This is a genomic window from Pseudomonas fluorescens group sp. (assembly GCF_020093335.1).
In the GTDB taxonomy this organism is placed as follows: domain Bacteria; phylum Pseudomonadota; class Gammaproteobacteria; order Pseudomonadales; family Pseudomonadaceae; genus Aquipseudomonas; species Aquipseudomonas petroselini.
This window is the reverse complement of sequence record NZ_JAIOKW010000005.1, coordinates 1-24687: the sequence shown is the minus strand read 5'-3', so window position 1 is coordinate 24687 and position 24687 is coordinate 1. Positions and strand designations below refer to the sequence as shown.

General features: G+C 61.3%; 27 protein-coding genes. 15 read left to right on the top strand and 12 right to left on the bottom strand.

Translation table 11 applies throughout. The features are described 5' to 3' along the window. Positions 1-38 precede the first annotated feature (38 nt). The 6 genes from K7431_RS07540 to lptM are packed head-to-tail and all read right to left on the bottom strand — an operon-like array spanning position 39 to position 4624. Positions 39-734, bottom strand: coding sequence for an HAD family hydrolase (locus K7431_RS07540; protein WP_015886503.1), 696 nt, complete (start codon positions 732-734; stop codon positions 39-41). Further along, the gene (gene xerC, locus K7431_RS07535; RefSeq protein ID WP_010207453.1) at positions 731-1630 is read right to left on the bottom strand and encodes a tyrosine recombinase XerC; all 900 of its coding nucleotides are present in this window, start codon (positions 1628-1630) and stop codon (positions 731-733) included. Before xerC ends, K7431_RS07540 begins: the two co-directional genes overlap by 4 nt. Positions 1631-1632: 2 nt before the next feature. Beyond that, positions 1633-2349 carry a DUF484 family protein gene (locus K7431_RS07530; protein WP_015886502.1) on the bottom strand — a complete coding sequence of 239 codons (717 nt, stop codon included), beginning with the start codon at positions 2347-2349 and terminating at the stop codon, positions 1633-1635. 13 nt (positions 2350-2362) lie between these two features. Then, positions 2363-3193, bottom strand: coding sequence for a diaminopimelate epimerase (gene dapF / locus K7431_RS07525; protein ID WP_015886501.1), 831 nt, complete (start codon positions 3191-3193; stop codon positions 2363-2365). Between the two features lie 3 nt (positions 3194-3196). After that, positions 3197-4444 carry a diaminopimelate decarboxylase gene (lysA, locus tag K7431_RS07520; protein ID WP_015886500.1) on the bottom strand — a complete coding sequence of 416 codons (1248 nt, stop codon included), beginning with the start codon at positions 4442-4444 and terminating at the stop codon, positions 3197-3199. 9 nt (positions 4445-4453) lie between these two features. Next, a complete protein-coding gene (lptM, locus tag K7431_RS07515; RefSeq protein WP_010207449.1) occupies positions 4454-4624 on the bottom strand; it encodes an LPS translocon maturation chaperone LptM in 171 nt (56 codons plus the stop codon). Between the two features lie 238 nt (positions 4625-4862). Between lptM and cyaY the strand changes: the two genes are divergently transcribed. From cyaY to rnk, 3 genes are all read left to right on the top strand, one after another. Next, positions 4863-5195, top strand: a complete 333-nt coding sequence (cyaY, locus tag K7431_RS07510) for an iron donor protein CyaY (RefSeq protein ID WP_015886499.1) — start codon at positions 4863-4865, stop codon at positions 5193-5195. Positions 5196-5197: 2 nt separating this feature from the next. Further along, positions 5198-5416 (top strand): DUF1289 domain-containing protein, encoded by a 219-nt coding sequence (locus K7431_RS07505; protein ID WP_015886498.1) that lies wholly within the window; start codon positions 5198-5200, stop codon positions 5414-5416. Between the two features lie 131 nt (positions 5417-5547). Next, complete coding sequence (rnk, locus tag K7431_RS07500; RefSeq protein WP_015886497.1) at positions 5548-5958, top strand: nucleoside diphosphate kinase regulator; 411 nt, start codon at positions 5548-5550, stop codon at positions 5956-5958. A gap of 28 nt (positions 5959-5986) precedes the next feature. Here the strand turns inward: rnk and K7431_RS07495 are convergent, their stop codons facing one another. The 3 genes from K7431_RS07495 to K7431_RS07485 all read right to left on the bottom strand — a co-directional run bounded on the left by K7431_RS07495 (position 5987) and on the right by K7431_RS07485 (position 9619). Next, the gene (locus K7431_RS07495; RefSeq protein WP_015886496.1) at positions 5987-8827 is read right to left on the bottom strand and encodes a class I adenylate cyclase; all 2841 of its coding nucleotides are present in this window, start codon (positions 8825-8827) and stop codon (positions 5987-5989) included. A 167-nt stretch (positions 8828-8994) separates the two neighbouring features. Further along, the gene (locus K7431_RS07490) at positions 8995-9249 is read right to left on the bottom strand and encodes a TIGR02647 family protein (protein WP_010207442.1); all 255 of its coding nucleotides are present in this window, start codon (positions 9247-9249) and stop codon (positions 8995-8997) included. An 85-nt stretch (positions 9250-9334) separates the two neighbouring features. Further along, positions 9335-9619: a hypothetical protein gene (locus K7431_RS07485; RefSeq protein WP_010207441.1), complete on the bottom strand. Its 285-nt coding sequence runs from the start codon at positions 9617-9619 to the stop codon at positions 9335-9337. A gap of 125 nt (positions 9620-9744) precedes the next feature. On the opposite strand from K7431_RS07485, the gene K7431_RS07480 reads away from it, so the two are divergent. After that, a complete protein-coding gene (locus tag K7431_RS07480; RefSeq protein ID WP_015886495.1) occupies positions 9745-10404 on the top strand; it encodes a glutathione S-transferase family protein in 660 nt (219 codons plus the stop codon). A 37-nt stretch (positions 10405-10441) separates the two neighbouring features. On the opposite strand, the gene argH is transcribed toward K7431_RS07480, so the two are convergent. Beyond that, complete coding sequence (argH, locus tag K7431_RS07475) at positions 10442-11836, bottom strand: argininosuccinate lyase (protein ID WP_015886494.1); 1395 nt, start codon at positions 11834-11836, stop codon at positions 10442-10444. Between the two features lie 501 nt (positions 11837-12337). Between argH and K7431_RS07465 the strand changes: the two genes are divergently transcribed. The 7 genes from K7431_RS07465 (at position 12338) to K7431_RS07435 (ending at position 18730) form a co-directional block, all read left to right on the top strand. Beyond that, entirely contained in the window at positions 12338-13084 is a 747-nt protein-coding gene (locus tag K7431_RS07465) for a LytR/AlgR family response regulator transcription factor (RefSeq protein ID WP_015886493.1), read from the top strand. A gap of 136 nt (positions 13085-13220) precedes the next feature. Beyond that, on the top strand, positions 13221-14162 hold the full coding sequence (gene hemC / locus K7431_RS07460) for a hydroxymethylbilane synthase (RefSeq protein WP_015886492.1): 942 nt from the start codon (positions 13221-13223) through the stop codon (positions 14160-14162). Beyond that, a complete protein-coding gene (locus K7431_RS07455) occupies positions 14159-14917 on the top strand; it encodes a uroporphyrinogen-III synthase (RefSeq protein WP_015886491.1) in 759 nt (252 codons plus the stop codon). Before hemC ends, K7431_RS07455 begins: the two co-directional genes overlap by 4 nt. Before the next feature lie 18 nt (positions 14918-14935). Continuing rightward, on the top strand, positions 14936-16048 hold the full coding sequence (locus K7431_RS07450; RefSeq protein ID WP_015886490.1) for a uroporphyrinogen-III C-methyltransferase: 1113 nt from the start codon (positions 14936-14938) through the stop codon (positions 16046-16048). A gap of 5 nt (positions 16049-16053) precedes the next feature. Continuing rightward, entirely contained in the window at positions 16054-17295 is a 1242-nt protein-coding gene (locus tag K7431_RS07445) for a heme biosynthesis protein HemY (protein WP_015886489.1), read from the top strand. Between the two features lie 245 nt (positions 17296-17540). Further along, positions 17541-18062, top strand: coding sequence for a disulfide bond formation protein B (locus K7431_RS07440; RefSeq protein ID WP_015886488.1), 522 nt, complete (start codon positions 17541-17543; stop codon positions 18060-18062). Positions 18063-18271: 209 nt separating this feature from the next. After that, positions 18272-18730 carry an Rsd/AlgQ family anti-sigma factor gene (locus K7431_RS07435; RefSeq protein ID WP_015886487.1) on the top strand — a complete coding sequence of 153 codons (459 nt, stop codon included), beginning with the start codon at positions 18272-18274 and terminating at the stop codon, positions 18728-18730. Between the two features lie 54 nt (positions 18731-18784). Here the strand turns inward: K7431_RS07435 and K7431_RS07430 are convergent, their stop codons facing one another. Continuing rightward, positions 18785-19462: an FKBP-type peptidyl-prolyl cis-trans isomerase gene (locus tag K7431_RS07430; RefSeq protein ID WP_015886486.1), complete on the bottom strand. Its 678-nt coding sequence runs from the start codon at positions 19460-19462 to the stop codon at positions 18785-18787. 192 nt (positions 19463-19654) lie between these two features. On the opposite strand from K7431_RS07430, the gene K7431_RS07425 reads away from it, so the two are divergent. Continuing rightward, complete coding sequence (locus K7431_RS07425; RefSeq protein WP_015886485.1) at positions 19655-20881, top strand: AlgP family protein; 1227 nt, start codon at positions 19655-19657, stop codon at positions 20879-20881. Here the strand turns inward: K7431_RS07425 and K7431_RS07420 are convergent. Continuing rightward, positions 20878-21345 (bottom strand): TIGR02444 family protein, encoded by a 468-nt coding sequence (locus K7431_RS07420; protein ID WP_015886484.1) that lies wholly within the window; start codon positions 21343-21345, stop codon positions 20878-20880. The genes K7431_RS07425 and K7431_RS07420 overlap by 4 nt on opposite strands. 50 nt (positions 21346-21395) lie before the next feature. Between K7431_RS07420 and K7431_RS07415 the strand changes: the two genes are divergently transcribed. The 3 genes from K7431_RS07415 (at position 21396) to K7431_RS07405 (ending at position 24597) form a co-directional block, all read left to right on the top strand. Further along, a complete protein-coding gene (locus tag K7431_RS07415) occupies positions 21396-23306 on the top strand; it encodes an ATP-binding cassette domain-containing protein (RefSeq protein WP_015886483.1) in 1911 nt (636 codons plus the stop codon). Beyond that, entirely contained in the window at positions 23306-23878 is a 573-nt protein-coding gene (locus K7431_RS07410) for a mechanosensitive ion channel family protein (protein WP_015886482.1), read from the top strand. The genes K7431_RS07415 and K7431_RS07410 overlap by 1 nt, the downstream gene beginning before the upstream one ends. 86 nt (positions 23879-23964) lie before the next feature. Next, positions 23965-24597, top strand: coding sequence for a LysE family transporter (locus K7431_RS07405; RefSeq protein ID WP_015886481.1), 633 nt, complete (start codon positions 23965-23967; stop codon positions 24595-24597). Positions 24598-24687 lie beyond the last annotated feature (90 nt).

Sequence of the window (24687 nt, the reverse complement as noted above, 5' to 3'; positions counted from 1 at the left end):
TCGGGGGCAAGCCCCCTCCCACATTTTGACCTGCGGTATTACTTCCAGCTGCGCAGCAGTTCCGGCAGTTCCGTCAGGCTACGAATTTCTGCATCCGGGTGCTTTTCCCCTTCCCAGGCTTTACCCGTCGGGTTAAACCACACCGCCCGCAGCCCGGCCTGCTGCGCCCCGGCAATGTCATCGCCTGGGTGATCGCCCACATGCACCGCCGCCCCGGCCTCCACGCCACCGCGCTGCAACGCCTCCTGAAACAAGCGGGCATCCGGCTTGGCGATGCCGATATCTTCGGCGCGCAGGGCAAAGTGAAAGTAATCCGCCAGGCCCACGCGCTGCACATCGGCATTGCCGTTGGTGATCACCCCGAGCAAAAAGTGCTGGCGCAGGGCTTGCAGCATCGGCTCGGCTTCTGGGAATACCGTGAGCTGGTGCCGCGCGTGAATGAATGCCTCAAAGCACACATCCGCCATTTGCGTGGCTTCAGGCTGTGGATAACCGGCTTCTTCAAACGCATGCATCAACACCCGGTGGCGCAGGATACTGATGCGGTGTTTGAGTTCTGGATGACGTTGCAGCACCTGCTGGCGCAGGCTGGCGAAATGCTCCAGGGGCAGGTCGCCGACCTTGGATGCGTTTGCCGCCAACCATTCGCGCATCGAGGCCTCGGCGCTGATGATGACAGGTACGTTGTCCCAGAGCGTGTCGTCCAGGTCGAAGGTGATCAGCTTGATACTCATGAGTCGCCGCCCTTGATGCGTTTGGCCCGTGGATGGGCGCTGTCATACACCGTTGCCAGGTGTTGGAAGTCCAGATGGGTGTAGATCTGTGTGGTCTTGATGTCGGAGTGGCCGAGCAGCTCTTGAACCGCGCGCAGGTCTTGGGAAGATTCCAGCATATGGCTGGCAAAAGAGTGTCGCAGCATGTGTGGGTGCAGGTTCTGCCCCAACTCGCGCTCGCCGGCGGCCTTGACCCGCACCTGAATCGCGCGAGGCCCCAGGCGGCGGCCTTGTTGGCTGACAAACACCGCGTCATCCGCCGGGTTGGTCAGCAGGCGCAGCGGCAGCCACAGCTGCAAGGCTTCCCGCGCTTTGCGGCCCACCGGCAGGACGCGGGTCTTGCTGCCCTTGCCGAGCACCTGCACCAGGCCGTCGGCGAGGTCCAATTGATCCAGGTTCAGGCCGGTCAGCTCTGACAAACGCAAACCCGAGGAATAGAACAGCTCCAGGATCGCCTGGTCGCGATGAGCGAGGAAGTCGTCCTCGACGGCGCCATCCAGCAATTGCAGGGCGCGGTCAGTGTCCAGGGTCTTGGGCAGGCGTCGCTCACCCTTGGGCGGCGACAGGCCGTTGGCCGGGTCGTGGTCGCAGAGGCCTTCACGGTTAAGGTAATGATAGAGCCCGCGCACCGCCGAAAGCAGGCGCGACAGGCTGCGCGAGGACTGGCCGGCCTGGTGCAGGCGCGCGATCAGGCTGCGCAGGCTCTGGATGTCCAGGGCTTTCCAGCTGCTGATCTGTTGTTTCTCGCAGTACGCCAGGACCTTGTTCAAGTCCCGTCGGTAGGCTTCCAGGGTATGGGGCGACACCTGGCGCTCGTTGCGCAGGTGAGCGCAGTAAGCGTCCAGTTGCCGTTCCATCGCTAGCGCACCGCGCGCAGGGCGGTGGTGAAGCGCGGCAGGACGCGGCCCAGCACTTCGGCGATGTAGGTCAGGAACAGCGTGCCGACTGAGCTTTTATAGTGCTGAGGATCGCGGCTGGCGATGGCCAACACGCCGTGCAGGCCCTGATGGCTGAGGGCGACCACGGCGGTGGAGCCGATCTGCTTGCGCTGTTCAGCGCCAAACAGGAAGTCCAGTTCATGCTCACGCAAGGTGCCGCTGATGGTCTTGCCTTCGGACAGCAGTCCGCCGATGGCGGTTTGTGCATCGCTGCCGCTGACCCAGCGGCCCACCGGCATCGGGTTGTCGCTGAACAGGATCAGGCTCACGAATGGCACCTGGAAGTCCTGACGCAGGCTGTCTTCCACGGCGATCACGGTTTCTTCCAGGCTGGTGGCGTCCATCAGGGTCAGAATCAGGCGACGGGTTTTCTCGAACAGGCGGTCGTTGTCGCGGGCAACGTCCATCAAGTGCGAGAGCTTGTGGCGCATTTCGATATTGCGCTCACGCAGGATCTTCATCTGCCGCTCCACCAGCGACACCGTATCGCCGCGTTGATGGGGGATGCGCAGTGCCGGCAGCAACTCTTCGTGCTCGACGAAGAAGTCCGGATTAGCCTCAAGATACGCCGCGACGGTAGCGGCCTCCAGGCTGTCGCTCGGGATTGCTTGTGCGGGTACTTGAGGCTTATCGGTCATTGGCTTGACTCACTCATAGACGGACCTGTCCTTCGTATACGCGCGAGGCCGGCCCGGTCATCATCACCGGGTGGCCAGGGCCTGCCCACTCGATGGACAAGCGTCCACCGGGCAGGTCGATCAGCAACGGCGAATCCATCCACCCCTGGCTGATCGCGGCCACGGCAGCGGCGCAAGCACCGGTACCGCAGGCCTGGGTTTCGCCGGCGCCGCGTTCCCACACACGCAATTGCGCGCGGGTACGGTCGATCACCTGCAGGAAGCCCACGTTGACCCGTGCCGGAAAGCGCGGGTGGTGTTCGATCTTTGGCCCCCATTCATGCACGGGCGCGTTGTTGATGTCGTTGACGCGCAGCACCGCGTGGGGATTGCCCATGGACACGGCGGCGATGTCGACGGTCTTGCCGTCGACGTCCAGCGCATAGCTGACAGCCTGCTCGGTGGCCTCGAACGGAATGTCCGCCGGCACCAGGCGTGGCGCGCCCATGTTGACGCTGATCTGGCCGTCGCTGCGGATATCCAGTTCGATCACGCCGCTCTTGGTCTCGACGCGGATCTGCCGTTTGGCGGTCAGGCGCTTGTCCAGCACGAAGCGCGCGAAGCAGCGCGCGCCGTTGCCGCACTGCTCCACTTCGGAACCGTCGGAGTTGAAGATCCGGTAACGGAAATCCACCTCCGGGTTGCTTGGCGCTTCGACGATCAGCAATTGATCAAAACCGATGCCGGTGTGACGGTCGCCCCACTGTTTAGCGTGTTTGGGCAGAATATGCGCGTGCTGGCTGACCAGGTCGAGGACCATGAAATCATTGCCCAGCCCGTGCATCTTGGTAAAACGCAGCAGCATGGCTTACTCCGGCAGCAGGCTTTCGCCAGCATACAACTCGGCTACCGTCTCGCGGCGACGCACTTCGAACGCTTGATCACCGTCCACCAGCACCTCGGCGGTACGCCCGCGGGTGTTGTAGTTGGAACTCATGACAAACCCGTAGGCACCGGCCGAATGCACGGCCAGCAGATCGCCTTCTTCCAGGGCCAGCTGACGATCCTTGGCCAGGAAGTCGCCGGTCTCGCAGATCGGACCGACGATGTCATAGGCGCGGGCTTCGCTGTTGCGAGGCGTCACGGCGGTGACATTCATCCAGGCCTGGTACAGCGCGGGGCGGATCAGGTCGTTCATCGCCGCATCGACGATGGCGAAATCCTTGTGTTCGGTGTGCTTGAGGTACTCGACCTGGGTCAGCAGCACGCCCGCGTTGGCGACGATATAACGGCCCGGCTCGAACATCAGCGTCAGGTCGCGGCCTTCGATGCGCTCGCGGACGGCTTGGATATAGTCGGCAATCAGCGGCGGCTCTTCATCGCGGTAACGCACGCCCACACCGCCACCCAGGTCGATGTGGTGCAGATAGATGCCGCATTCGCCCAGGCGGTCGATCAGCGCCAACAGGCGGTCGAGCGCATCCAGGAACGGAGGCAGGCTGGTCAGTTGCGAGCCGATATGGCAGTCGACGCCCAACACTTCCAGGTTCGGCAGTTGCGCGGCGCGGATGTACACGTCTTCGGCGTCGGCAATGGCGATGCCGAACTTGTTCTCTTTGAGACCGGTGGAAATGTAAGGGTGGGTGCCGGCGTCGACATCCGGGTTGACGCGCAGGGAGATCGGCGCACGAACGCCCATCTCGGCGGCCACCCCTTGCAGGCGCTCCAGCTCGTCGGTGGATTCGATGTTGAAGCAGTGCACGCCGACTTCCAGGGCGCGACGCATGTCTTCGCGGGTCTTGCCGACACCGGAGAAGACGATCTTGTCAGCCTTGCCGCCGGCAGCCAGTACACGTTCCAGCTCGCCACGGGAGACGATGTCGAAACCAGCGCCCAGGCGCGCCAGGACATTCAGTACGCCCAGGTTGGAGTTGGCCTTGACCGCGTAGCACACCAGGTGCGGCACGCCATCGAGCGCGTCGGTGAAGGAGCGGTACTGGGCTTCGATATGCGCACGCGAGTACACATAGGTCGGGGTACCAAAGCGCTCGGCAATCGCGGACAACGCCACGCCTTCCGCGAACAGCTCGCCGTCCCGGTAGTTAAAAGCGTCCATGGAGTACCCTTATTCGTAGGTGTCGTGCTTATGCGCTTTGGAAGGTTTTTGCGACGATTGCGCCTGTTCATTCGGGTCTTTGCTGTCATCGGGCAGGTACAGCGGGCCTTTTTGACCACAGGCACTAACGAGGCAAGCGACCGCGACGAGCGCAGCAAGGGAAGAGATCAGGCGCTTCATGGCGAAATCCTTGAATATGCATTAATTGCGCCCGAGTATACCGACCACCCGCCAGCTTGCCTATGCGCCGGAATACCCGTCCGGCGGGGCTTTGCCGAGACAGTCGGGAAGCGGACTACGCTGGTTGAGGATATTTCACGCCGTCAATCGCGTTGAAATCGGTATCCTTTGCAATCGGCGGGGCTCGCCCGTATCGTGCGGCGCTTGAGCAAAACCAGACACTTTTGAGGTTGCCACAATGAGTTTGACCGAAGCCCGTTTTCACGACCTGGTGGATTCGACCCAGCAGGCGCTGGAAGATATTTTCGACGACAGCGGCCTGGACGTGGACCTGGAAAACTCGGCCGGCGTGCTGACCGTCAAGTTCGAGAGCGGCCAGCAGTTGATCTTCAGCCGCCAGGAGCCGTTGCGTCAGCTGTGGCTGGCTGCGCGTTCCGGCGGCGTTCACTTCGACTACGACGAAGAAAGCGGCAAATGGCAGTGCGACAAGAGTGAAGAGCTGCTGAGTGAAATGCTCGCGCGCCTGGTCAGCGAGTACACCGGCGCCGACCTGGATTTCGACGAGATCTGAACGTGACCCAGCCTGCACCTGTCCGCCCGCCCAAGCCGCTGTTCAGCAATGTCAGCCCGGCGGTGCCGTCACCTTGTATCAGTTTGTGTCGCCTGGACGAGCAGAAAGTCTGCCTCGGCTGCTTCCGCCACGTGGAAGATATCCGTGAATGGCGCTCTGCCGACGATGCCCGGCGCCGGGTGATCTGTGCCGAGGCCGAGCAGCGCCGGGCCCACGCCTGAGGCCGTCTTGTTTATTTGTGACGCTGTGGTAGTGTCCGGGTACGCCTCAACTCATCGAGGCCCGTGAGAACCCCGCCTTTTCCTGGCGGGGTTTTGCTTTTTTGTGCAGAAAAAAGGAGTCTGCCTCAATCATGACCGCACCTTCCATCATTCTTACCCGTCTCGACGTGCAGCGTCTTGAGCAACTGATCGACCGTGTAGGCGAGGACTCGCCGGGTGTCGAAGCCCTTCAGCACGAACTCGACCGCGCCGAAGAAGTGGTTGGCCACGATGAAGTGCCTGCAACGGTCGTGACCATGAATTCCAGTGTGCATTGCCGCGAGCAAGGCAGTGGCAAGGACTACCACCTGACGTTGGTTTACCCCAAGGACGCCAACGCCGATGAAGGCAAGATCTCGATCCTGGCGCCGGTGGGCAGTGCGTTGCTCGGCCTAAAGGTCGGTCAGCATATCGATTGGCCTGCACCGGGCGGCAAGACCCTCAAGCTCGAACTGCTGAGTGTCGAAGGCCAGCCAAAAGACGGCGGTGCCTTCTCGCTTTAGGTGCCTTCTCGCTTTAAAAGGCAGCGTGCTAAATCTGGCTCAGCGCCTCGTTGAGCGACAGCTCCAGCTCGGCCTTGTAACGCAGGTACAGGTTGCTCGGGCTTTGCACATCGCCGAGCAGGCCGGACAGGTCCAGGTCAGTGATGTAGCAGCGGTAACGCTCGGTCTCCCGGCGTTGCCCGACGATTTCCTGGGCGACCACTGCAAACAGCTGGTCGCCAAATTCCAGCTCGGAAAACTCCCGCTGATTGCAGTACAGGGTAATCCCCACCTGACCCGGCGCTGCTTTGCCGATAATCGCCTGTACGTCATAAAACGGTTTGTTTGCCGGGTTCAGCGGCGCCGGTCGAGGCTCGATGCCGCGCGCGCGACCGCTGCCCGCAGGCAATAGTTGGTAATACAAGATGTGCACCGCGCCCAGCGGCTCTTGCGGGTCCAGCGGCGACAGCGCGTCGCGGCGATAAATGATCGACTGTAAAAAACGCTGCAAAGGCGCCAACAGGCTCTGTTCATCATGGAACGGCAAGCGCTGCTGCCAGAGCGCGTTGAATTCATCCAACACATACAGCTCGGCGAAGCCTTCGTTGACCCGGTAGAACACCTGCACGCTATCGGCCTGGCCCATGGGCAACAGCAGCGCCAGGTCGTGGTCTTCCAGGGCCATGGCGTCCAGGTGCAGCGGGCTGTAGCTGGCCAGTTCTTCGCTGAGGTAGGCGATCAGCGCATCCTGGGTCGGCAACGACACATGGGTGGCTTGGCCCGGCATCAGTTCCATCACGTGATAGTGCTGCTGCACCTGGAGCAGATAGCGGTGGTTGCCCTGGCCCAGCAGCAGGTTCTGCGCGGTGTCGAAGATCTCTTCCACCCGCTGCGCAATGAATTGCGCACGGTTGTGGCAGAAGCAGCGCACTCGCAGGCGTGGCAGGTGGTCCGGCGGTAACTGGTTGAGGTAATCGCGCAGGCAGTCGAGCAAGGCGTGGGGGCCGTCATAGCGGCTGACCATCACCTCGTTCCAGCTATTGAGCGTGACCTGGTCCAGGGTCAGCACCAAGTTATCGCGCACACCGGCATAGCTCAGGGAATCGGTGCGCTCGGTGGTCATCAGGATATTCAGGTCACGGTGATGCTTGAGCGGGTCGACGCCGACGTTGATCAGCAGCAACACTTCCTCGGGCACTGCCGAGCGCAGCAAACGGTCTTCATCCACGCTGGCCAGGGGCAGGGCGATGGTCTGTTGCAGGCTGCCCAGCAGGTTGAACAGCTCGAATTCAGTCATGTCGCTGGTGCCGGGGTGCAAGGCCAGGCGCGTGCTGCTGTCGATCACGCCGTTGCGATGGCACCAGGTGAGCATTTCCAGCAGATCGCGGCTGCGTTTGATCGGCGCGAAATGCTCCCATTCCAGGGCTGTCAGGTTACCGTTGTACAGGCCCCAGTGGTGCTGGCCCGGCTCCTTGCGGTTGGGCGATTGCACCAGGGTCAGCGTGTCTTCGGCCAGGTCCGGGGCGATGCCGGGGTTGATGAACTCGACTTTGCCGGCCTTGCGCTCGAACGCGGCGTACAGGCGCCGCCCCAGCACATTGAGGTCGCGTTTGTTGATCAGGCTGACGGTCTGTTCGGTCCGGGCGAACTGGGTCAGGAAGCGATAGCTGTAATTGAGCTCGCTGACCAGCGCCCGGCGCTCCGAGGCCACCTGGCGCACTTTCCATTGGCTGCGGCTGTCGAGCAGCGTCAATTGGCGCTGGTCCCAGCCCCATTCGTGGGCCAGACGCTCCAGCAGCAGCCGTTGCCAACCGGTGGTGCGCTGGCCGGCGCTGAGCTTGCGGTTGACCTTCAGGTACAGCGCGCGTCGCACCAGCTCCAGGCGCTCGGGTTCATGGCGGGCCTTGAGGTATTCCTCGATACGGCGGTACACCACGATGTACGGGTCTAGCTCATCCAGGTCCATCTGGTTGGCGAATACCGCACGCTTGAAGCGCAGGCTCAGGCAGTGCACGTTCGGGTGTTCGCTGGCGTAGACCTCGGTCAGCAGCAGCTTGAGCACGGATTTGTAGGGCGACTCGATGCCCTTGAACAATTGCCACAGCCCGGCGCCGATGAATTCGCCCGGGGGAATGCGTGCCAGATGGCCGAGGTCCAGGGTTTCATCGGCACGGATAAAACGCTTGGAAATCAGCGTGTGGGTGAACTCGGCATAGTGGGTCTCTTCGTACACCGGCACCAGCCACCAGATCGGCGTACGCCCGGCGAGCCAGATGGCGGTGCGGTAGAACTCGTCCAGCAGCAGGTAATGCTGGGTGGTGCCGCAGTCATCGGAGCTCAGTTGCGTGTCGCGCTCGCCGAGCACAAAGCGTGTCGGCTCGATCAGGAAGAAATGCGCCTCGGCGCCCATGGTCAGGGCCCAGGCTTCCAGCAACTGGCATTTTTTGCGCAGTTCGGCCAGTTCACTCTCACTCAGGTCGGCGGCGTGGCAGACCCACACATCCATGTCGCTCTGGTCGGCTTGGGCCAGGGTGCCAAGGCTGCCCATCAGGAACAGGCCGTGGATCGGTCGCGGCGGGTTGCCGTGGCGTGGCTTGTAGGAGAACGAGCGGGTCAGGCGCTGGGCTTCTGCCAGGGCTTGGGTGTCGGGTTCGAAATTCGACAGGCCTGCCGGCGTGCTGCCCGACACATAACCGGGCAGCAGCGGGTGGTTGACGTGGAAGAACAAGGGCAACAGGGTCAGCACGCTCTGCTGGCGGGGTGTCAGCCCCTCGACGGCCCGGGCCATACGCCCTTCGTTGAGGGCCATGAAACGCGCGCGCAATTGAGCCAGCACCTTGCGGTCGATGCCTTCGTCCAGGTCGGGGCGGATTTCATGGGTGCGGGTCATGTCGAACTCGGTGGCTCGCAGGGCCCGACGTGGGCGGCCGTGTAGGAGTTTACAGCCAGTAGCGTAGGAGGTTTAGAGGGAAATAGATTTTGACGTCAGAATTTTCGCACTTCCACAGCAACGCCCCCGGAATCCGCAAGAGGCGGACTCCATGGGCGGTATAGGTATCAGGCGGCTTCTTTGGTAGTGGCAGTGGTCAAGATAGTCAGCAGGGTCTGGGCCTGCTCTGCGGCGTCCCGGCCAAGGCTGGTCAGGTAGCCCCCGTCCGGTTGGTCGATAAGTCCTTTCGCGTGGAGGCGTTTGGCAGCGGCGATGGCAGTAGGCGCGGCGGTCTGGTGGACTTTCAGACCTTCTTTGGTGCTGTCCAATGGGAAGAGTACAAGGATTTCCAGTTCGGCAACCAACTCAGGGGTATACGACATAAGGACTCCAGACTTTCTAAGAATTTATTAGAGGCTAGCAGGCCATAAGGTGAACGCACTTTGCCGAACTGTCCAGTAGGAGCAATTATTGCTTTTCAGGCGGCAATTCCGGCAAGGCGCGCAGTGCAGTTTCATACCATTCGGTATTGAAGGCACGGTCTTCTTCCAGCAATGCGTCGATCTCGACAGCTAGCACGTGAGCCATCAGTTGCAGGATCTCTTCACGCTCGTAGCCCACCAGGGTCAGCTTGTTGAACGTGGCCTTGGCCGCTGGTGGGTTTTCGCTTTCGATCTGGTTCTCGATCGCTTCGATCAGGGTGGTTTCGGCGAATTCTTCTTCGTCGTTGTCGATATCGGTCGGCTCGCTCATGGCAGGCTCCTCAAGGAAAGGGCGCCAGTCTACCCCCATTCAGGCGGGTGATGCTGCTGGCACGGCCAGGCGGTGGGCGCTATAACGCTTGCAGCCAACCCCGCACACGGCCTGGAGGCTTTGCGATGCTCAAGCTTTACGGATTTTCGGTCAGCAACTACTACAACATGGTCAAGCTGGCGCTGCTGGAGAAAGGGTTGCCGTTCGAAGAGGTGCCCTTTTATGCCGGGCAAACCCCAGAGGCCTTGGCTGTCAGCCCGCGCGGCAAGGTGCCGGTGCTGGGCGTGAAGCAGGGGTTTATCAACGAGACCAGCGTGATCCTCGAATACATCGAGCACACCCAGGAGGGCCGTGCGCTGCTTCCGGCCGAGCCGTTTCAGCGTGCTCAGGTGTTGGCGCTATGCCGGGAAATCGAGTTGTACATCGAGTTGCCCGCCCGCGCATGTTTCGCCGAGGCGTTCTTTGGCATGCCGGTACCGGAGGCGATCAAGGAGAAATCCAAGGCCGAGTTGTTGCTGGGTTTCGGTTCGTTGGGTCGGCACGGCAAGTTCGCGCCGTACGTGGCGGGGGAGAGCTTCACGATTGCGGATTTGTATTTCATGTACAGCGTGAACCTCGCCTGTGCGGTGGGCGAGAAGCTGTTTGGACTGGATGTGCTGGATGGAATGCCGGCGGCCAAGGCGTTGCTGGAAAGGTTGCATGCCATGCCAAGCGCCCAGAAAGTGGCGGCAGACAGGGAGGCGGCGATGCCGGCGTTTATGGCGATGATCGCGGCCAAAAAGTGATCAAGTGTGGGAGGGGGCAAGCCCCCTCCCACATTTTTCAGCGGCTAGCCAGTAAGGTCAGGCCGCGCACGACGGCGGCCTTCACCTGTGCCGGCGCAGTCCCGCCCACATGGTTACGGGCATTTACCGAGCCTTCCAGGGTCAGCACGGCAAACACGTCCTGCTCGATCTGGTCGCTGAACTGACGCAGTTCTTCCAGGCTCATTTCCGCCAAGTCCTTGCCGGTGTCCACGCCGTACTTCACCGCGTGACCAACGATTTCGTGGCAGTCGCGGAACGGCAGGCCACGGCGTACCAGGTAGTCCGCCAGGTCGGTCGCGGTGGAGAACCCGCGCAGCGCCGCTTCACGCATGATCGCGTGCTTGGGCTTGATCGCCGGGATCATGTCGGCAAATGCGCGCAGCGAGTCGCGCAGGGTGTCGGCGGCGTCGAACAACGGCTCCTTGTCTTCCTGGTTGTCCTTGTTGTAGGCCAGTGGTTGGCCTTTCATCAGGGTCAGCAGGCCCATCAAGGCGCCGAATACGCGGCCACTCTTGCCACGCACCAGCTCGGGCACGTCGGGGTTTTTCTTTTGCGGCATGATCGAGCTGCCGGTGCAGAAGCGGTCCGGCAGGTCGATGAACTGGAATTGCGCGCTGGTCCACAGCACCAGCTCTTCGGAGAAGCGCGACAGGTGCATCATCGCGATGCTGGCGGCGGCGCAGAATTCGATGGCGAAGTCACGGTCCGACACACCATCCAGCGAGTTACCGCCGACGGCGTCGAAGCCCAGCAATTGCGCGGTGTACTCGCGGTCGATCGGGTACGTGGTGCCGGCCAGCGCGGCGCTGCCCAATGGCATGCGGTTGGCGCGCTTGCGGCAGTCCACCAGGCGTTCATAGTCGCGACTGAGCATTTCGAACCAGGCCAGCAAGTGGTGGCCGAAGGTCACGGGTTGCGCGGTCTGCAGGTGAGTGAAGCCGGGCATGATGGTGTCCGACTCACGCTCGGCCTGTTCCAGCAGGCCTTTCTGCAGGCGGGTGATTTCGCCCAGGATCAGGTCGATTTCATCACGCAGCCACAGACGGATATCGGTGGCGACCTGGTCGTTACGGCTACGGCCGGTGTGCAGTTTTTTGCCGGTCACACCGATGCGGTCGGTGAGGCGGGCTTCGATGTTCATGTGCACGTCTTCCAGGTCGACGCGCCAGTCAAAGGTGCCGGCTTCGATCTCGCCACGGATGGTGTTGAGGCCGTCGATGATGCTGTCGCGCTCGGCGTCGGTCAGCACGCCGACCTTGGCCAGCATCGTCGCGTGGGCGATGGAGCCCATGATGTCATGGCGGTACAGGCGCTGGTCGAAGGTGACGGAGGCGGTGAAGCGGGCGACGAAGGCGTCGACGGGTTCACTGAAGCGGCCGCCCCAGGACTGGTTGGTCTTGTCGGTGCTCATGAGTTCGCTCGTGATCTGCTTATAAGGAGACTGGGAAGTGTGCCGGCGATAATAACAGGGTTGTCCGCAGAGGCGGTGCTGCGGGTGGTCGGCATTTTTATTTGCGCAATGGATGGCTAAGTGCCTTGCCGCCGAACGCGTCGAGGACGAGACTGGTGCAGAGGCTTATTGAAACGATATTTGACGATTGAGCAATGTCGTCGCAGCGAGCGTCTACAGTTGGACTGATAGTGTGTGAATGCACCAAAGTCCGGTGATGCGGTCAGAACCCGGACTATCCATTTGAAAGGGGGGATTCGGATTGTGTATCAGCAAACCCTACGACAATGCCCGAAGGCAGCAGGTCTTGGGCGCTATTGAACAGGTCCGGGTAAATATGGGTGCCACTCTCAGGGCACTTTTTGCCGCTCGCGCTAGTCTTAGCGTGGATCGCTGTGACGCAAGTCACCGCACCTGTCTACGCTATCCTTGTGCGAGACTCACGCAGGAATCCAGCGCAATATGAATGTCCTGATCGTTGATGACGAACCCCAAGCCCGCGAGCGACTGAGCCGTTTGGTCAGTGAACTCGAGGGTTATGCAGTACTAGAGCCGAGCGCCACCACGGGCGAAGAGGCGTTGACGCTGATCGACAGCCTCAAGCCGGATGTGGTGTTGCTCGATATCCGTATGCCAGGCCTTGATGGCCTGCAAGTTGCCGCCCGATTGAGCGAGCGAGAGTCACCACCCGCCGTGGTGTTCTGCGCAGCCGGTGAAGAGTTCTCTGCGGAGACGCTTGAAGCCAGTGGTGTCAGCTTCCTCACCAAACCGGTAGCGGGCGAAACCTTGCTCAAAGCCCTTAAAAAGGCCGAGCGCCCAACCCGCGTCCAGCTTGCTGCCCTGACTCAGCCTGCCGCCCAAAGTGGTAACGGGCCGCGCAGCCATATCAGCGCACGCACACGCAAAGGTATCGAGCTGATCCCTTTGGGCGAGGTGGTTTATTTTATTGCGGATCACAAGTACGTGACCTTGCGCCACCAAGGCGGTGAAGTCTTGCTCGATGAACCGCTCAAGGCCCTTGAGGATGAATTCGGCGACCGCTTCGTGCGTATCCACCGCAATGCGCTGGTGGCCCGCGAGCGAATCGAACGCCTGCAACGTACGCCCCTGGGGCATTTTCAGTTGTTCCTCAAAGGGCTTAACGGCGATGCGTTGATCGTCAGCCGACGCCATGTCGCCGGCGTGCGCAAAATGATGCAGCAGCTTTAGCCCGAGGCGTGGCGAGGTCTGCATTCGTTATCCCGGTGCGACGTGGCCAGGGAGGCCGCGCACTTGCTGATACAAATCAAGGCATATTTGCCTGAGCTGTTATTATCTGCCGTATCTATTCAGTACGGATTGATCCATGTCCTCTCGCGAAATCCGCATCGCCACCCGTAAAAGCGCCCTGGCCTTGTGGCAGGCCGAATACGTCAAAGCACGCCTGGAGCAGGCTCACCCTGGCCTCAAGGTGTCCCTGGTGCCCATGGTCAGTCGCGGTGACAAACTGCTCGACTCGCCACTGTCGAAAATCGGCGGCAAGGGCCTGTTTGTCAAAGAGCTGGAAACCGCGCTGCTGGAAAACGAAGCGGACATTGCCGTGCACTCGATGAAAGACGTGCCCATGGACTTCCCCGAAGGCTTGGGCCTGTTTTGCATCTGCGAGCGTGAAGACCCGCGTGATGCCTTCGTTTCCAATACTTACGCGTCTCTGGATGCGCTGCCTTTGGGCAGCATCGTCGGTACGTCGAGCCTGCGCCGCCAGGCACAGTTGCTGACCCGCCGCCCGGACCTGCAGATCCGCTTCCTGCGCGGCAACGTCAACACCCGCCTGGCGAAGCTGGATGCGGGTGAATATGACGCGATCATCCTCGCAGCGGCTGGGCTGATCCGTCTGGGTTTCGAAGACCGTATCACTTCGGCCATCAGCGTCGAGGACAGCCTGCCTGCCGGTGGGCAGGGCGCCGTCGGCATTGAATGCCGTACCGCCGACAGTGATATCCACGCCCTGCTCAAACCCCTGGATCACCACGACACTGAAGTGCGCGTCACGGCTGAGCGTGCCCTGAACAAGCACCTCAACGGTGGCTGCCAAGTGCCGATCGCCTGCTACGCCGTGCTCGAAGGTGAAAACCTGTGGTTGCGGGGCTTGGTCGGAGACCCGGAAGGCGGCAACCTGCTGACCGCCGAGGTCCGTGGTCCGCAGTGTGACGCTACGGCGTTGGGTATCCAGGTGGCGCAAGCGCTGCTGGATAAGGGCGCTGGTGCGATTCTGCAGAAAGTCTACGGCGAGGCCGGCCCGCAGTGACCGAATGGCGTGTGCTGCTGACGCGGCCTGCCGAGGAATCGATGGCCCTGGCGGCCTCGTTGTCCGAAGCCGGTATTTTCAGCAGCAGCTTGCCGTTGCTGGACATCGAGCCGCTCCCCGTCACACCTGAACAACAAGCCGTCTTCCGTGACCTGGGTCGCTACTGTGCCGTAATCGTTGTCAGCAAGCCGGCCGCGCGCCTTGCCGTGCAGCAGTTGGGTCAAGCCTGGCCGCATCTGCGATGGTTCAGTGTCGGTGCCGCCACCGCGCAGGTACTGGCCGAGCATGGCCTTAACGTTCAGTATCCCCCTACAGGCGATGACAGTGAGGCCCTGCTTCAATTGCCTGCTTTGCGCGAGGCTATCGCACCCCCACACGCCCGAGTCTTGATTCTGCGGGGTGAGGGTGGTCGGGAGCTGCTGGCGGAGCGTTTGCGCGAGCAAGGTGCTAGTGTCGACTATCTGGAGTTGTATCGCCGTTTGCTTCCGGCGTACGACGCCGGTGTACTGATGCAACGCATCCAGTTGGAACGCTTGAACGGCCTGGTGGTCAGCAGTGGACAGGGTTTTTTACACCTGCAAGCCCTGGCTGGCCCCGATTGGCCACAGGTGGCGCAGCTGCCGTTGTTCGTGCCTAGCCCGCGGGTCCAGGAGATGGCGCGGGCCGCTGGCGCAGAAAAAGTTGTGGATTGTCGCGGTGCGAGTGCCGCGGCTTTGTTAGTGGCGATACGGAGCTATACCGTTCCCACTCTCTGAAACGCAAAGGACGGATACGTGAGCGAAACAGCCTTGCCTAAAGATGAAACCCAACCCGCACTTGATGCGCCGGTTGCGTCACCGGTCACCGCGCCGCGCCGTGGTAATGGCCTGGCAATCGTCGCCCTGTTGCTCGGCGCCGCGGGTGTTGCCGCCGGTGGTTGGGGGATCTGGCAGGTCCGCGCCCTGCAGGCCAGCAGCCAGCAGCAGTTGGGCCAGGTGCAGACCCTCGATGACCAATCCCAGTCCCTCAAGCAAAGCCAGCAACAACTGGCTGCGCGGCTGGCGCAGTTGCCGGGTGCGGATGAGCTGGAAGAGCGCCGTCGCCTGGTCGCCCAGTTGCAGGGTGATCAGCAGCGTCTGAGCCAGCGCCTGGAGACGGTGCTCGGGTCCAGCCGCAAAGACTGGCGCTTGGCCGAGGCCGAGCATTTGATTCGTCTGGCGAGTCTGCGCCTGTCTGCCCTGCAGGACATCAACAGTGCCCAGGCGCTTGTCCAGGGGGCCGACGAGATTCTTCGCGAGCAAAGCGATCCGGGTTCCTACGCCGCCCGTGAGCAATTGGCCAAGAGCCTTGCCGCGCTGCGCAGCACCGAGCAGCCGGACCGCACCGGGCTGTACCTGCAATTGGCGGCCTTGCGTGACCAAGTCGTGCAACTGGCGGCCATTGCCCCCGAGTATCAACTGACCGATCCTGCTTCCGAGGGGCGACCGACTACCGATACGCAAAGCCGTTGGAGCCAATGGTGGGAGCAGATTTCCCGTTACTTCCGTATCGACTTCAACCCCGACGATAACATTCGCCCACTGCTGGCCGGCCAAGGCCTGAACCAAGTGCGCCTGGCCCTGAGCCTGGCCCTGGAGCAAGCCCAATGGGCGGCGCTCAATGGCGAGTCGGCCGTCTACAGCCGCTCGCTGGGCGAGGCGCGCAGTGTGTTGCAGGACAACTTCAACCAGGACAACCCGCAGAGCAAGGCGATGCTGGCGCGTATCGCCGAACTTGAGCCGAAGGCGGTATCGGTGGTGACGCCGGACCTGGCCGCGAGCCTGGCTGCCGTGCAGGCTTACCTTGAGCGTCGTCATCTGTCTGCCGACGAAGCCAAGGCAGCGGCGACGTCGGCGAAGCAGGAGTAGAGCCGATGAAGCGTTTCTATGTGATCCTCGTGCTGGCGATTGCAATCGCGCTGGCACTGGCTGTAGGCATTTCGAAACACACCGGCTACGTGCTGATTACCTACCCGCATGTGCTGCATTACGAGTCGAGCCTGTGGGCGACGCTGGTGGCGGTATTTGCCGTCGGTTTGGCGATCTACCTGATCCGGGTGCTGTTGAGCCTGATTACCACCTCCGGCGGCGTGGTCAACCCGTGGTCGCGGCGTAACCGCAGCCGTCGTGTACAGGTCGCCATCGAGCAAGGCCAGATGGACCTTGCTGAAGGCCGTTGGGCCAGTGCCGAGCGCCACCTGCACCGTGCCGCCGAGGCCGAGCGCCAGCCGCTGCTGTACTATCTCGGCGCGGCGCGTGCCGCAAATGAACAGGGGCGCTACGAAGAGTCCGACGGCTTGCTGGAGAGAGCGTTGGAACGTCAGCCTCAGGCCGAGTTGGCGGTTGCCTTGAGCCATGCGCAATTGCAACTGGACCGCGGTGATACGGACGGCGCACTGATAACCTTGCAGGCGATGCACGAGCGCCATCCTCATAACGCCCAGGTCCTGCGTCAATTGCAGCGCCTGCATCAGCAGCGCGGTGATTGGTCGTCGGTGATCCGCTTGCTGCCCGAACTGCGCAAGGACAAGGTGCTGCCCGCCAGCGAGCTGGCCGAGCTTGAGCGTCGCGCTTGGGGGGAGAACCTGAGTCTCGCAGCCCAGCGCGAAGAACAGGGCGAAGCAGGCTTGCAGTCGCTTGAGCGGGCCTGGCAACAACTGACGTCCGCTCAGCGCCAAGAACCGCAACTGGTCTTGGCCTACGCCGAGCAACTGCGCCAGTTGGGTGCTGACACCCAGGCCGAAGAAGCGTTGCGTGGCGCGATCAAGCGCGGCTACGACAGCCACCTGATCCGACTGTACGGCCTGTTGCGCGGCAGTGATCCGGCCCGGCAGTTGAAGTTTGCCGAAGGTTGGCTCAAGGACCACCCCAGTGATGCCAGCCTGCTGCTGACGCTGGGTCGCCTGTGCCTGCAAAACAGTCTATGGGGCAAGGCGCGGGATTATCTGGAAAGCAGCCTCCAAGTGCAGCGCAATCCTGAGGCCTGTGCCGAGTTGGCGCGCTTGTTGGCTCAACTGGGTGACACCGAGCGCAGTAACCAGCTGTTCCAAGAGGGGCTGGGGCTGCTGGATAACCGATTGCTGGCGTCACCGCTGCCTGTTCCGGCGCGGGTCTGACGTAGGAAAGCGACGAGGGTTGGCTCAGCTATATCCAGCGGGCCACCTTTCGTTGCTTCGAAAACACTGCAAAAGACGGGTTTAGAGGGTTTGTGGGCAAGGTCCGACGCTCGATTGCGCAACATCTTTCATCTTCTGGCGGCAAGTCCTTAACCGCTCGCGGAATCGTCTGCTCTAGTACGTATTGAAAGGGGTAAGGCCTTTCCTCTACCGTAGCGACCTATCTTTCGCGATGCGGATAAAGCATGTCTTTGGCCCCTTCACGCTCCTTGTTTTTCTTTGCGTTCCTGGCGGGTACGCTGACATTGGGCGCGTCCTTTTACCTCGAGTTCGGTGCTTCGTTGCGTCCTTGCTTCCTATGCCAGATGCAGCGGGGGTTCCTGGCGGCTTTCACATTGAACAATCTGGCCGCCACCCTCCATAACCCCAAGCGTAGCGTTATCTGCCGGTACGGGCTGGCGAGCATGAGCTTCGCGCTGCTCGGTGCCATTACCGCCGTGCGCCAGGTACTGCTACAAAATGCCGCGCCGGACCAGACGGCTGACTGCTGGCCCAGCCTGCACTACATGATCGAAAACCTGTCGTTTTGGCAGGCGCTGCAATTGACCGTCAAAGGCAGCGTTGACTGCATGGACATCAATTGGACGCTGTTTGACTTGAGCCTGCCGGAGTGGAGTCTGTTGTTCTTCCTAGGGATGTTGATCTTGGGCTTTATGCAGTTTTCACGGCTGTTTTTGAGCCAGCATTTGCGCCCGTTGGGGCGCTGAAAGGCAGTCGCAGTTTGTAGGACGGGATTAAACACTTGTATGAACTTTCTCTCCTGCGTACCTTGAAGCCATAGTCATGCGGGCATAATCTGGCCCGCACGTGTTATTGAAACCGTTTGTCAGATGTGGCCTTGTCCGGCTGCCGCTTTATCCTTGAAGTGTTGCGCGGGCACCAGGCGGCAGCGCCCCTATAGGGAAGAGAGATCATCATGCTGGAAAGTTGTCAGAATGCTCAGGAACGCTGGGGTGGGGTGCACAAGCTGATCGACAGCTGGCTGAAGGCACGTCACGAACTGGTTCGGGCCTTTGATGCTCTCGGTGCCAAGCCCGAGGCACTGGCGCAGAACCGTGAACCGTTGCAGGATTTTTGCGGTGTGTTGGTGGACTACGTGTCAGCCGGCCATTTCGGCGTCTACGAACAGCTGACCAAGGAAGCGGAAGCCTTCGACGATCAGCGTGGCCTGAAATTGGCTGAGACCCTTTACCCGCGCATCGATGCCATTACCGAGAAGCTGCTGGCGTTCACCGACCTGTGTGATGCCGGGCAATGTGTTGCAGAGAAATTCAAAGAATTGGGCGCACTGCTTCACGAGCGTTTCGAATTGGAAGACTGCCTGATCGAAGTGCTGCACAACGCCCATAAGGAAGAGCCTGCTACTCAGGCCTGACCCTCGATAGCCATACAAAAAAACGGTGCGCATGACGCACCGTTTTTTATTGGCTCAGTGTCGAGTGCCGAGCAATTCGATCTCGAACACCAGGGGGGTATAGGGTGGGATCAATTCACCTGCACCGTCGGCGCCATACGCCTGGGCTGATGGGATCACCAGGCGCCATTTTGCCCCCACGGGCATCTGCTGCAACGCAGTGCTCCAGCCGCTGATCACACTATCCAGACGAAACCACTGAGGTTGGGTGCTCTGGTCGAACACCGTTCCATCGGGTAACCGCCCCACGTATTTCACTTGAACTTGATCGCTGGCCGTTGGCTTGTCGCCAGTGCCGGGAGTGAGTTCGGTGAGCAGGATTCCATTCGCCAATTCGCGCACGCCTTTTGCGGCTTTCTCTTTGCTCAGGAATTGTTGTTCGGCAGCCAGGGCTTTTTCGCTTTGAGGTGCCTGCGTATCTGCTTCATTCTGTGCTTCGTGCTGGGCCAGAATCTGTTCGATGCGCGCGTTATCCAGCGCCAGCGGCTTGCCTTGATAGGCTTGCTTTAGGCCGTCGATCAACGCCTGGATCTGCAGGTCAGGGACCTCCTGGCGCAGGCGTTCACCGAGGCTTGCGCCCAGGCTGTAGGCGAGGTCATGCTGATTTTGTTCAGTGGTTTTGGACGGTGATTGCTCGCTCGCATTGGCCACCGAAATCGCCAGGCCAAGCACAAGAAAAAGGTAACGCGACATGGGTGGTCTCCCGCCGAAAGTGCGACGGATTATGCCAGTGTAAAAGGGTAAAAAGTGCCGTGTGCTTTCGTTATAACGATAAGAATTTTCGTACGGTGCAACGCAAGGCAAACGATACTGTCAACATGCCCTAGCGGCGGTAAGAGCAGAGGGCTAGTATGAGCCGCACCCACGTCAGCCAGGAGGTAAACCATGTCGGCCAAACAGAAGCCTGTTAATACCCCGTTGCATTTACTCCAACAACTTTCGGGCAGCTTGCTCGAACATCTGGAAAGCGCCTGTTCCCAAGCGTTGGCCGATGCAGAAAAACTGCTCGCCAAGCTGGAAAAACAGCGCGGTAAAGCGCAAGAAAAGCTGCACAAATCCCGCACCAAATTGCAAGACGCCGCTACTGCCGGCAAGGCCAAGGCCCAAGCCAAAGCCAAGGACGCAGTCAAAGAACTTGAGGACCTGCTGGACGCCCTCAAGGATCGCCAAGCTGAAACCCGCGCCTACATTTCCCAACTCAAAAAAGATGCTCAGGAAAGCCTGAAACTGGCCCAGGGCGTTGGTCGTGTGAAGGAAGCTGTGGCTAAGGTGCTGGGCGCTCGTACTCCTGCAAAAGCTGTTGCAGCAAGCGCGGCGAAAAAGCCGGCGAGCAAAGCTGTTGCTGCTAAGGCACCTGCTAAAGCCGCAGCAAAACCCGCTGCCAAAACCGCTGCTGCGAAGCCAGCTGCCAAGCCAGCTGCTAAAACGGCTGCTGCAAAACCAGCCGCCAAGCCAGCTGCTAAAACGGCTGCTGCAAAACCAGCCGCCAAGCCAGTTGCTAAAACCGCTGCTGCGAAACCAGCTGCCAAGCCAGCCGCTAAAACCGCTGCTGCGAAACCAGCTGCCAAGCCAGCTGCTAAAACGGCTGCTGCGAAACCAGCTGCCAAGCCAGCTGCTAAAACGGCTGCTGCGAAACCAGCTGCCAAGCCAGCCGCTAAAACCGCCGCTGCGAAACCAGCTGCCAAGCCAGCCGCTAAAACCGCCGCTGCGAAACCAGCTGCCAAGCCAGCCGCTAAAACCGCTGCTGCGAAACCAGCTGCCAAGCCAGCTGCTAAAACGGCTGTTGCAAAACCAGCCGCCAAGCCAGTTGCTAAAACGGCTGCTGCAAAACCAGCCGCCAAGCCAGCCGCTAAAACGGCTGCTGCGAAACCAGCTGCCAAGCCAGTGGCTAAATCGGCTGCTGCAAAACCAGCCGCTAAGCCAGCTGCCAAACCTGCTGCTGCAAAGCCAGCCGCCAAGCCAGCCGTTACCAAACCCGCTGCCGCAAAACCCGCACCGGCCAAGCCAGCAACACCTGCTGCCGCCCCGACAGCGTCCACCGCTCCAACTGCACCGGCCAGCAACACGTCTGCACCGGTAGCGCCAAGCACCACCCCAACCAGCGCTTCCTAAGCGCTGGTGGCCACGACGCGCAGCCGCTGCAGCGCGTCGTGGTCAAGGTTGGCGGCATCCTCAGCCGCCAGTCCTTCCAGCCACAGTTGCTGATTCATCGCTTCGCCAGTCGGCCACGTTTGTGCCAACGCTTCCAGTCGCATCAACAGCTGCCGTTCGGCGTCCAGCTCCAGAGCCTTGACCCGCTCGCGTAACCCCGCTAAATCCTCATCCTGCTGCGCCATGGCGCGCCATTGCATGCGTACGCGTCGTAGCGGCTCGATCACCTGTGCCTGCCAGGGCCTGGCGATTTGTTTCAGCGCCTGCATGCGCTCGGCGGTCACTGTCACAGCGCGCTGCTCCAGCCATGCGCCACACAGCAACAGGCACACATCCGCCCCTTGCTCCTGCAAGCGCAGGCAAGCGACTTCGACGTCCGGGCGGGCGTAAGTCGAGAGGGCAAAGCTCCACAGGTCAGCGTACATATTCACACCCAAGCCAGCGGCCAACGAAGCTGGTAGACTCCGCCGCCATTATGATCCGACTTCAAAGCCTAACATTACAGCGTGGCCCGCAACGTCTTCTCGAAGACGCCGAGCTGACCCTGCACGCCGGTCACAAAGCCGGCCTGATCGGTGCCAACGGTGCCGGCAAATCCACGTTGTTCGCCCTGTTGCTGGGTGAGCTGACCCCGGACTCCGGGGACTGCTTGCTGCCGGCCGACTGGCGTATCGCCCATATGCGCCAGGAGATCGACACCCTGGACCGCATCGCGATCGACTACGTGCTCGATGGTGACCTGCGCCTGCGCCAGGTGCAACACGACCTGGCCGAGGCCGAGAAAGCCCAGGATGGTGCCGCTCAGGCCCGCCTGCACTCGGAACTCGACAGCGCCGACGGCTACACCGCCGACGCCCGCGCCCGCAAGATGCTCGCCGGTCTTGGCTTTACCAACGAACAGATGGACCGCCCGGTCGCCGACTTCTCCGGCGGCTGGCGCATGCGCCTGAACCTGGCGCAGGCGCTGATGTGCCCCTCGGACCTGTTACTGCTCGACGAACCGACCAACCACTTGGACCTCGATGCGATCCTGTGGCTGGAAGACTTCCTCAAGAACTATCAGGGCACCTTGCTGCTGATTTCCCACGACCGGGACTTCCTCGACGCCGTGGTCGACAACATCGCCCACGTCGAACAGAAGAAAATCACGCTCTACCGGGGCGGCTACACCGCATTCGAACGCGCTCGCGCCGAACGCCTGGCCCAGCAGCAACAGGCCTTTGAAAAGCAGCAGGCGCAGCGTGCGCACATGGAAAGCTATATCGCCCGCTTCAAGGCCCAGGCCACCAAGGCCCGCCAGGCCCAGAGCCGGATCAAGGCCCTGGAACGCATGGAAGAGCTGTCGGCGGCCCACGTCGATTCGCCGTTCGACTTTGTGTTCCGCGAGTCGGCGAAGATCTCCAGCCCTCTGCTGGACTTGTCAGATGCCCGCTTGGGGTACGGCGACAAAACCATCCTGGAAAAAGTGAAGCTGCAGCTCACGCCAGGTGCGCGCATCGGTTTGCTCGGCCCTAACGGTGCGGGCAAGTCGACGCTGATCAAGAACCTGTCGGGCGAGCTTTCGCCCCTGGCCGGGCGCTTGACCCGTGGCGAGAACACGGTGGTGGGCTACTTCGCCCAGCACCAGTTGGACTCCCTCGACGCCAAGGCCAGCCCGTTGCTGCACTTGCAGCGCCTGGCGCCTACCGAGCGCGAGCAAACCCTGCGCGACTTCCTCGGTGGTTTCGACTTCCGTGGCGCGCGCATCGATGAGCCGGTGCTGAATTTCTCCGGCGGCGAAAAAGCCCGCCTGGCCCTGGCGTTGATCGCCTGGGACCGCCCGAACCTGCTACTGCTCGACGAACCGACCAACCACCTGGACCTGGAAATGCGCCTGGCGCTGACCATGGCCCTGCAAGAGTTCAGTGGTGCGGTACTGGTGGTGTCTCACGATCGCCACTTGCTCAAGAGCACCACGGATAACTTCCTGCTGGTGGCGGACGGTAAGGTCGAAGAATTCGACGGCGACCTGGATGACTACGCACGCTGGCTGACGGATTACCGCCTGCGCAATGCGCCGGTCAGCAATACCCCGGTCAACCCCGACAAGACTGACAAGAAAGCCCAGCGTCAGGCTGCCGCTGCGTTGCGCCAACAATTGGCGCCGCACAAGCGTGAAGCCGACAAGCTGGAGGCCGAGTTGGGCAAGGTGCACGAGCGCCTGGCCAAAATCGAAACCAGCCTGGGCGACAGCGCCGTCTACGAAGCTGCCCGTAAGGACGAGTTGCGCGACCTGCTGGCTGAACAGGCCAAGCTCAAGGTCCGCGAAGGGCAATTGGAAGAGACTTGGATGGAAGCCCTCGAAGTGCTGGAAACCCTGCAAGCGGAGCTGGAGGCGCTGTCCTGATGGAAGCGTTGCAACTGCCACTGCCGGCGCAATGGATCGAACCCGTGTGGATCGGCGTGCAAATCCTGCTGATTCTGCTGGCCGGCTACCTCGCCCAGCGTTTTGTTGCCAAAGGCCTGACGCGCCTCGGTGAGCGTTACCCGTTCCCACCGCAATTGTTGATGCCGCTGCGCGGTGGCTTGCGCTGGCTGATCATGGGCAGTGCGCTGATCTTTGTGCTGGGTCGCCTGGGTGTGTCTGCAACGGTGTTGTGGACGGCGCTGTCGGGGTTTGTCGCGGTGGCGGCGGTGGCGTTCTTCGCCATGTGGTCGGTGCTCTCCAACCTGCTGTGCGCCATTCTGATCTTCACCGTCGGGCCGTTTCGCCTGGGTGACATCGTCGAGTTGGTGGACACCGTCGACAAACCGGGTGTGAAAGGCCGCGTCGTGGCGATCAACCTGCTCTACACCACGCTGGTCGAAGTAGCGGAAGCCGGAACCGACAGCGCCATGGTGCAAGTGCCCAACAGCTTGTTCTTCCAGCGCTCGGTGCGACGTTGGCCAGGTACCCATGTGTTTCCGGGCGACCGCTAGCAGTCATCCTGTAAAAATCTATAGCCATTCTTTGGTCGGCGGAGTTAGCTTAAGGCACAACAGCAAACTCCCTCCTGAGGTGTGTAATGGCACTCGATACGTGGCTGGCCTTTTTCCTGGCCAGTTGGATCATCTCCCTTTCCCCTGGCGCCGGCGCCATCGCCTCGATGTCCAGCGGCCTGCAATACGGTTTCCTGCGTGGTTACTGGAACGCCATTGGCCTGCAACTGGGCCTGGCGATGCAGATTGCCGTCGTTGCTTGCGGCCTGGGTGCCATTCTGGCGACGTCGTCCACGGCCTTCTATGTGATCAAATGGTTTGGCGTGGCGTACTTGGTGTACCTGGCCATCAAGCAGTGGCGCGCCTTGCCCATGGACATGACCGATGACGCGGCCGTGCGCCCGATCGGCAAGCCGATGGCGATGATGTTTCGTGGGTTCCTGGTGAACGCCAGCAACCCGAAGGCTTTGGTGTTCATGCTGGCGGTGCTGCCGCAGTTCGTGAATCCGCAGGCGCCGCTGCTGATCCAGTACCTGATCCTGGGCGCGACGATGATCTGCGTCGACATGGTCGTGATGGCAGGCTATACGGGGCTGGCGTCGAAGGTGTTGCGCTTGTTGCGTACGCCTAAGCAGCAGAAGCGTATGAACCGCACGTTTGCCGGGTTGTTTGTGGGCGCTGCGGGTTTCCTGGCCAGCTTGCATCGTGCTACCGCGTAACTGAAAAAACTGAATCAAAAATGTGGGAGGGGGCTTGCCCCCGATGGCGGTGTGTCAGTCAGCTAACTTGTAGCTGACCCACCGCTATCG

Excerpts from the sequence above, each read along its gene's own strand:
- K7431_RS07420 (WP_015886484.1), bottom strand. The coding sequence starts at position 21,345 with ATGTACGCTGACCTGTGGAGCTTTGCCCTCTCGACTTACGCCCGCCCG.
- K7431_RS07415 (WP_015886483.1), top strand. The coding sequence starts at position 21,396 with ATGATCCGACTTCAAAGCCTAACATTACAGCGTGGCCCGCAACGTCTT.
- K7431_RS07530 (WP_015886502.1), bottom strand. The coding sequence starts at position 2,349 with ATGACCGATAAGCCTCAAGTACCCGCACAAGCAATCCCGAGCGACAGC.
- K7431_RS07445 (WP_015886489.1), top strand. The coding sequence starts at position 16,054 with ATGAAGCGTTTCTATGTGATCCTCGTGCTGGCGATTGCAATCGCGCTG.
- K7431_RS07495 (WP_015886496.1), bottom strand. The coding sequence starts at position 8,827 with ATGACCCGCACCCATGAAATCCGCCCCGACCTGGACGAAGGCATCGAC.
- lptM (WP_010207449.1), bottom strand. The coding sequence starts at position 4,624 with ATGAAGCGCCTGATCTCTTCCCTTGCTGCGCTCGTCGCGGTCGCTTGC.
- K7431_RS07540 (WP_015886503.1), bottom strand. The coding sequence starts at position 734 with ATGAGTATCAAGCTGATCACCTTCGACCTGGACGACACGCTCTGGGAC.
- argH (WP_015886494.1), bottom strand. The coding sequence starts at position 11,836 with ATGAGCACCGACAAGACCAACCAGTCCTGGGGCGGCCGCTTCAGTGAA.
- lysA (WP_015886500.1), bottom strand. The coding sequence starts at position 4,444 with ATGGACGCTTTTAACTACCGGGACGGCGAGCTGTTCGCGGAAGGCGTG.
- xerC (WP_010207453.1), bottom strand. The coding sequence starts at position 1,630 with ATGGAACGGCAACTGGACGCTTACTGCGCTCACCTGCGCAACGAGCGC.
- K7431_RS07425 (WP_015886485.1), top strand. The coding sequence starts at position 19,655 with ATGTCGGCCAAACAGAAGCCTGTTAATACCCCGTTGCATTTACTCCAA.
- K7431_RS07490 (WP_010207442.1), bottom strand. The coding sequence starts at position 9,249 with ATGTCGTATACCCCTGAGTTGGTTGCCGAACTGGAAATCCTTGTACTC.
- dapF (WP_015886501.1), bottom strand. The coding sequence starts at position 3,193 with ATGCTGCTGCGTTTTACCAAGATGCACGGGCTGGGCAATGATTTCATG.
- K7431_RS07465 (WP_015886493.1), top strand. The coding sequence starts at position 12,338 with ATGAATGTCCTGATCGTTGATGACGAACCCCAAGCCCGCGAGCGACTG.
- K7431_RS07410 (WP_015886482.1), top strand. The coding sequence starts at position 23,306 with ATGGAAGCGTTGCAACTGCCACTGCCGGCGCAATGGATCGAACCCGTG.
- K7431_RS07430 (WP_015886486.1), bottom strand. The coding sequence starts at position 19,462 with ATGTCGCGTTACCTTTTTCTTGTGCTTGGCCTGGCGATTTCGGTGGCC.
- rnk (WP_015886497.1), top strand. The coding sequence starts at position 5,548 with ATGACCGCACCTTCCATCATTCTTACCCGTCTCGACGTGCAGCGTCTT.
- hemC (WP_015886492.1), top strand. The coding sequence starts at position 13,221 with ATGTCCTCTCGCGAAATCCGCATCGCCACCCGTAAAAGCGCCCTGGCC.
- K7431_RS07405 (WP_015886481.1), top strand. The coding sequence starts at position 23,965 with ATGGCACTCGATACGTGGCTGGCCTTTTTCCTGGCCAGTTGGATCATC.
- K7431_RS07435 (WP_015886487.1), top strand. The coding sequence starts at position 18,272 with ATGCTGGAAAGTTGTCAGAATGCTCAGGAACGCTGGGGTGGGGTGCAC.
- K7431_RS07485 (WP_010207441.1), bottom strand. The coding sequence starts at position 9,619 with ATGAGCGAGCCGACCGATATCGACAACGACGAAGAAGAATTCGCCGAA.
- K7431_RS07440 (WP_015886488.1), top strand. The coding sequence starts at position 17,541 with ATGTCTTTGGCCCCTTCACGCTCCTTGTTTTTCTTTGCGTTCCTGGCG.
- K7431_RS07480 (WP_015886495.1), top strand. The coding sequence starts at position 9,745 with ATGCTCAAGCTTTACGGATTTTCGGTCAGCAACTACTACAACATGGTC.
- cyaY (WP_015886499.1), top strand. The coding sequence starts at position 4,863 with ATGAGTTTGACCGAAGCCCGTTTTCACGACCTGGTGGATTCGACCCAG.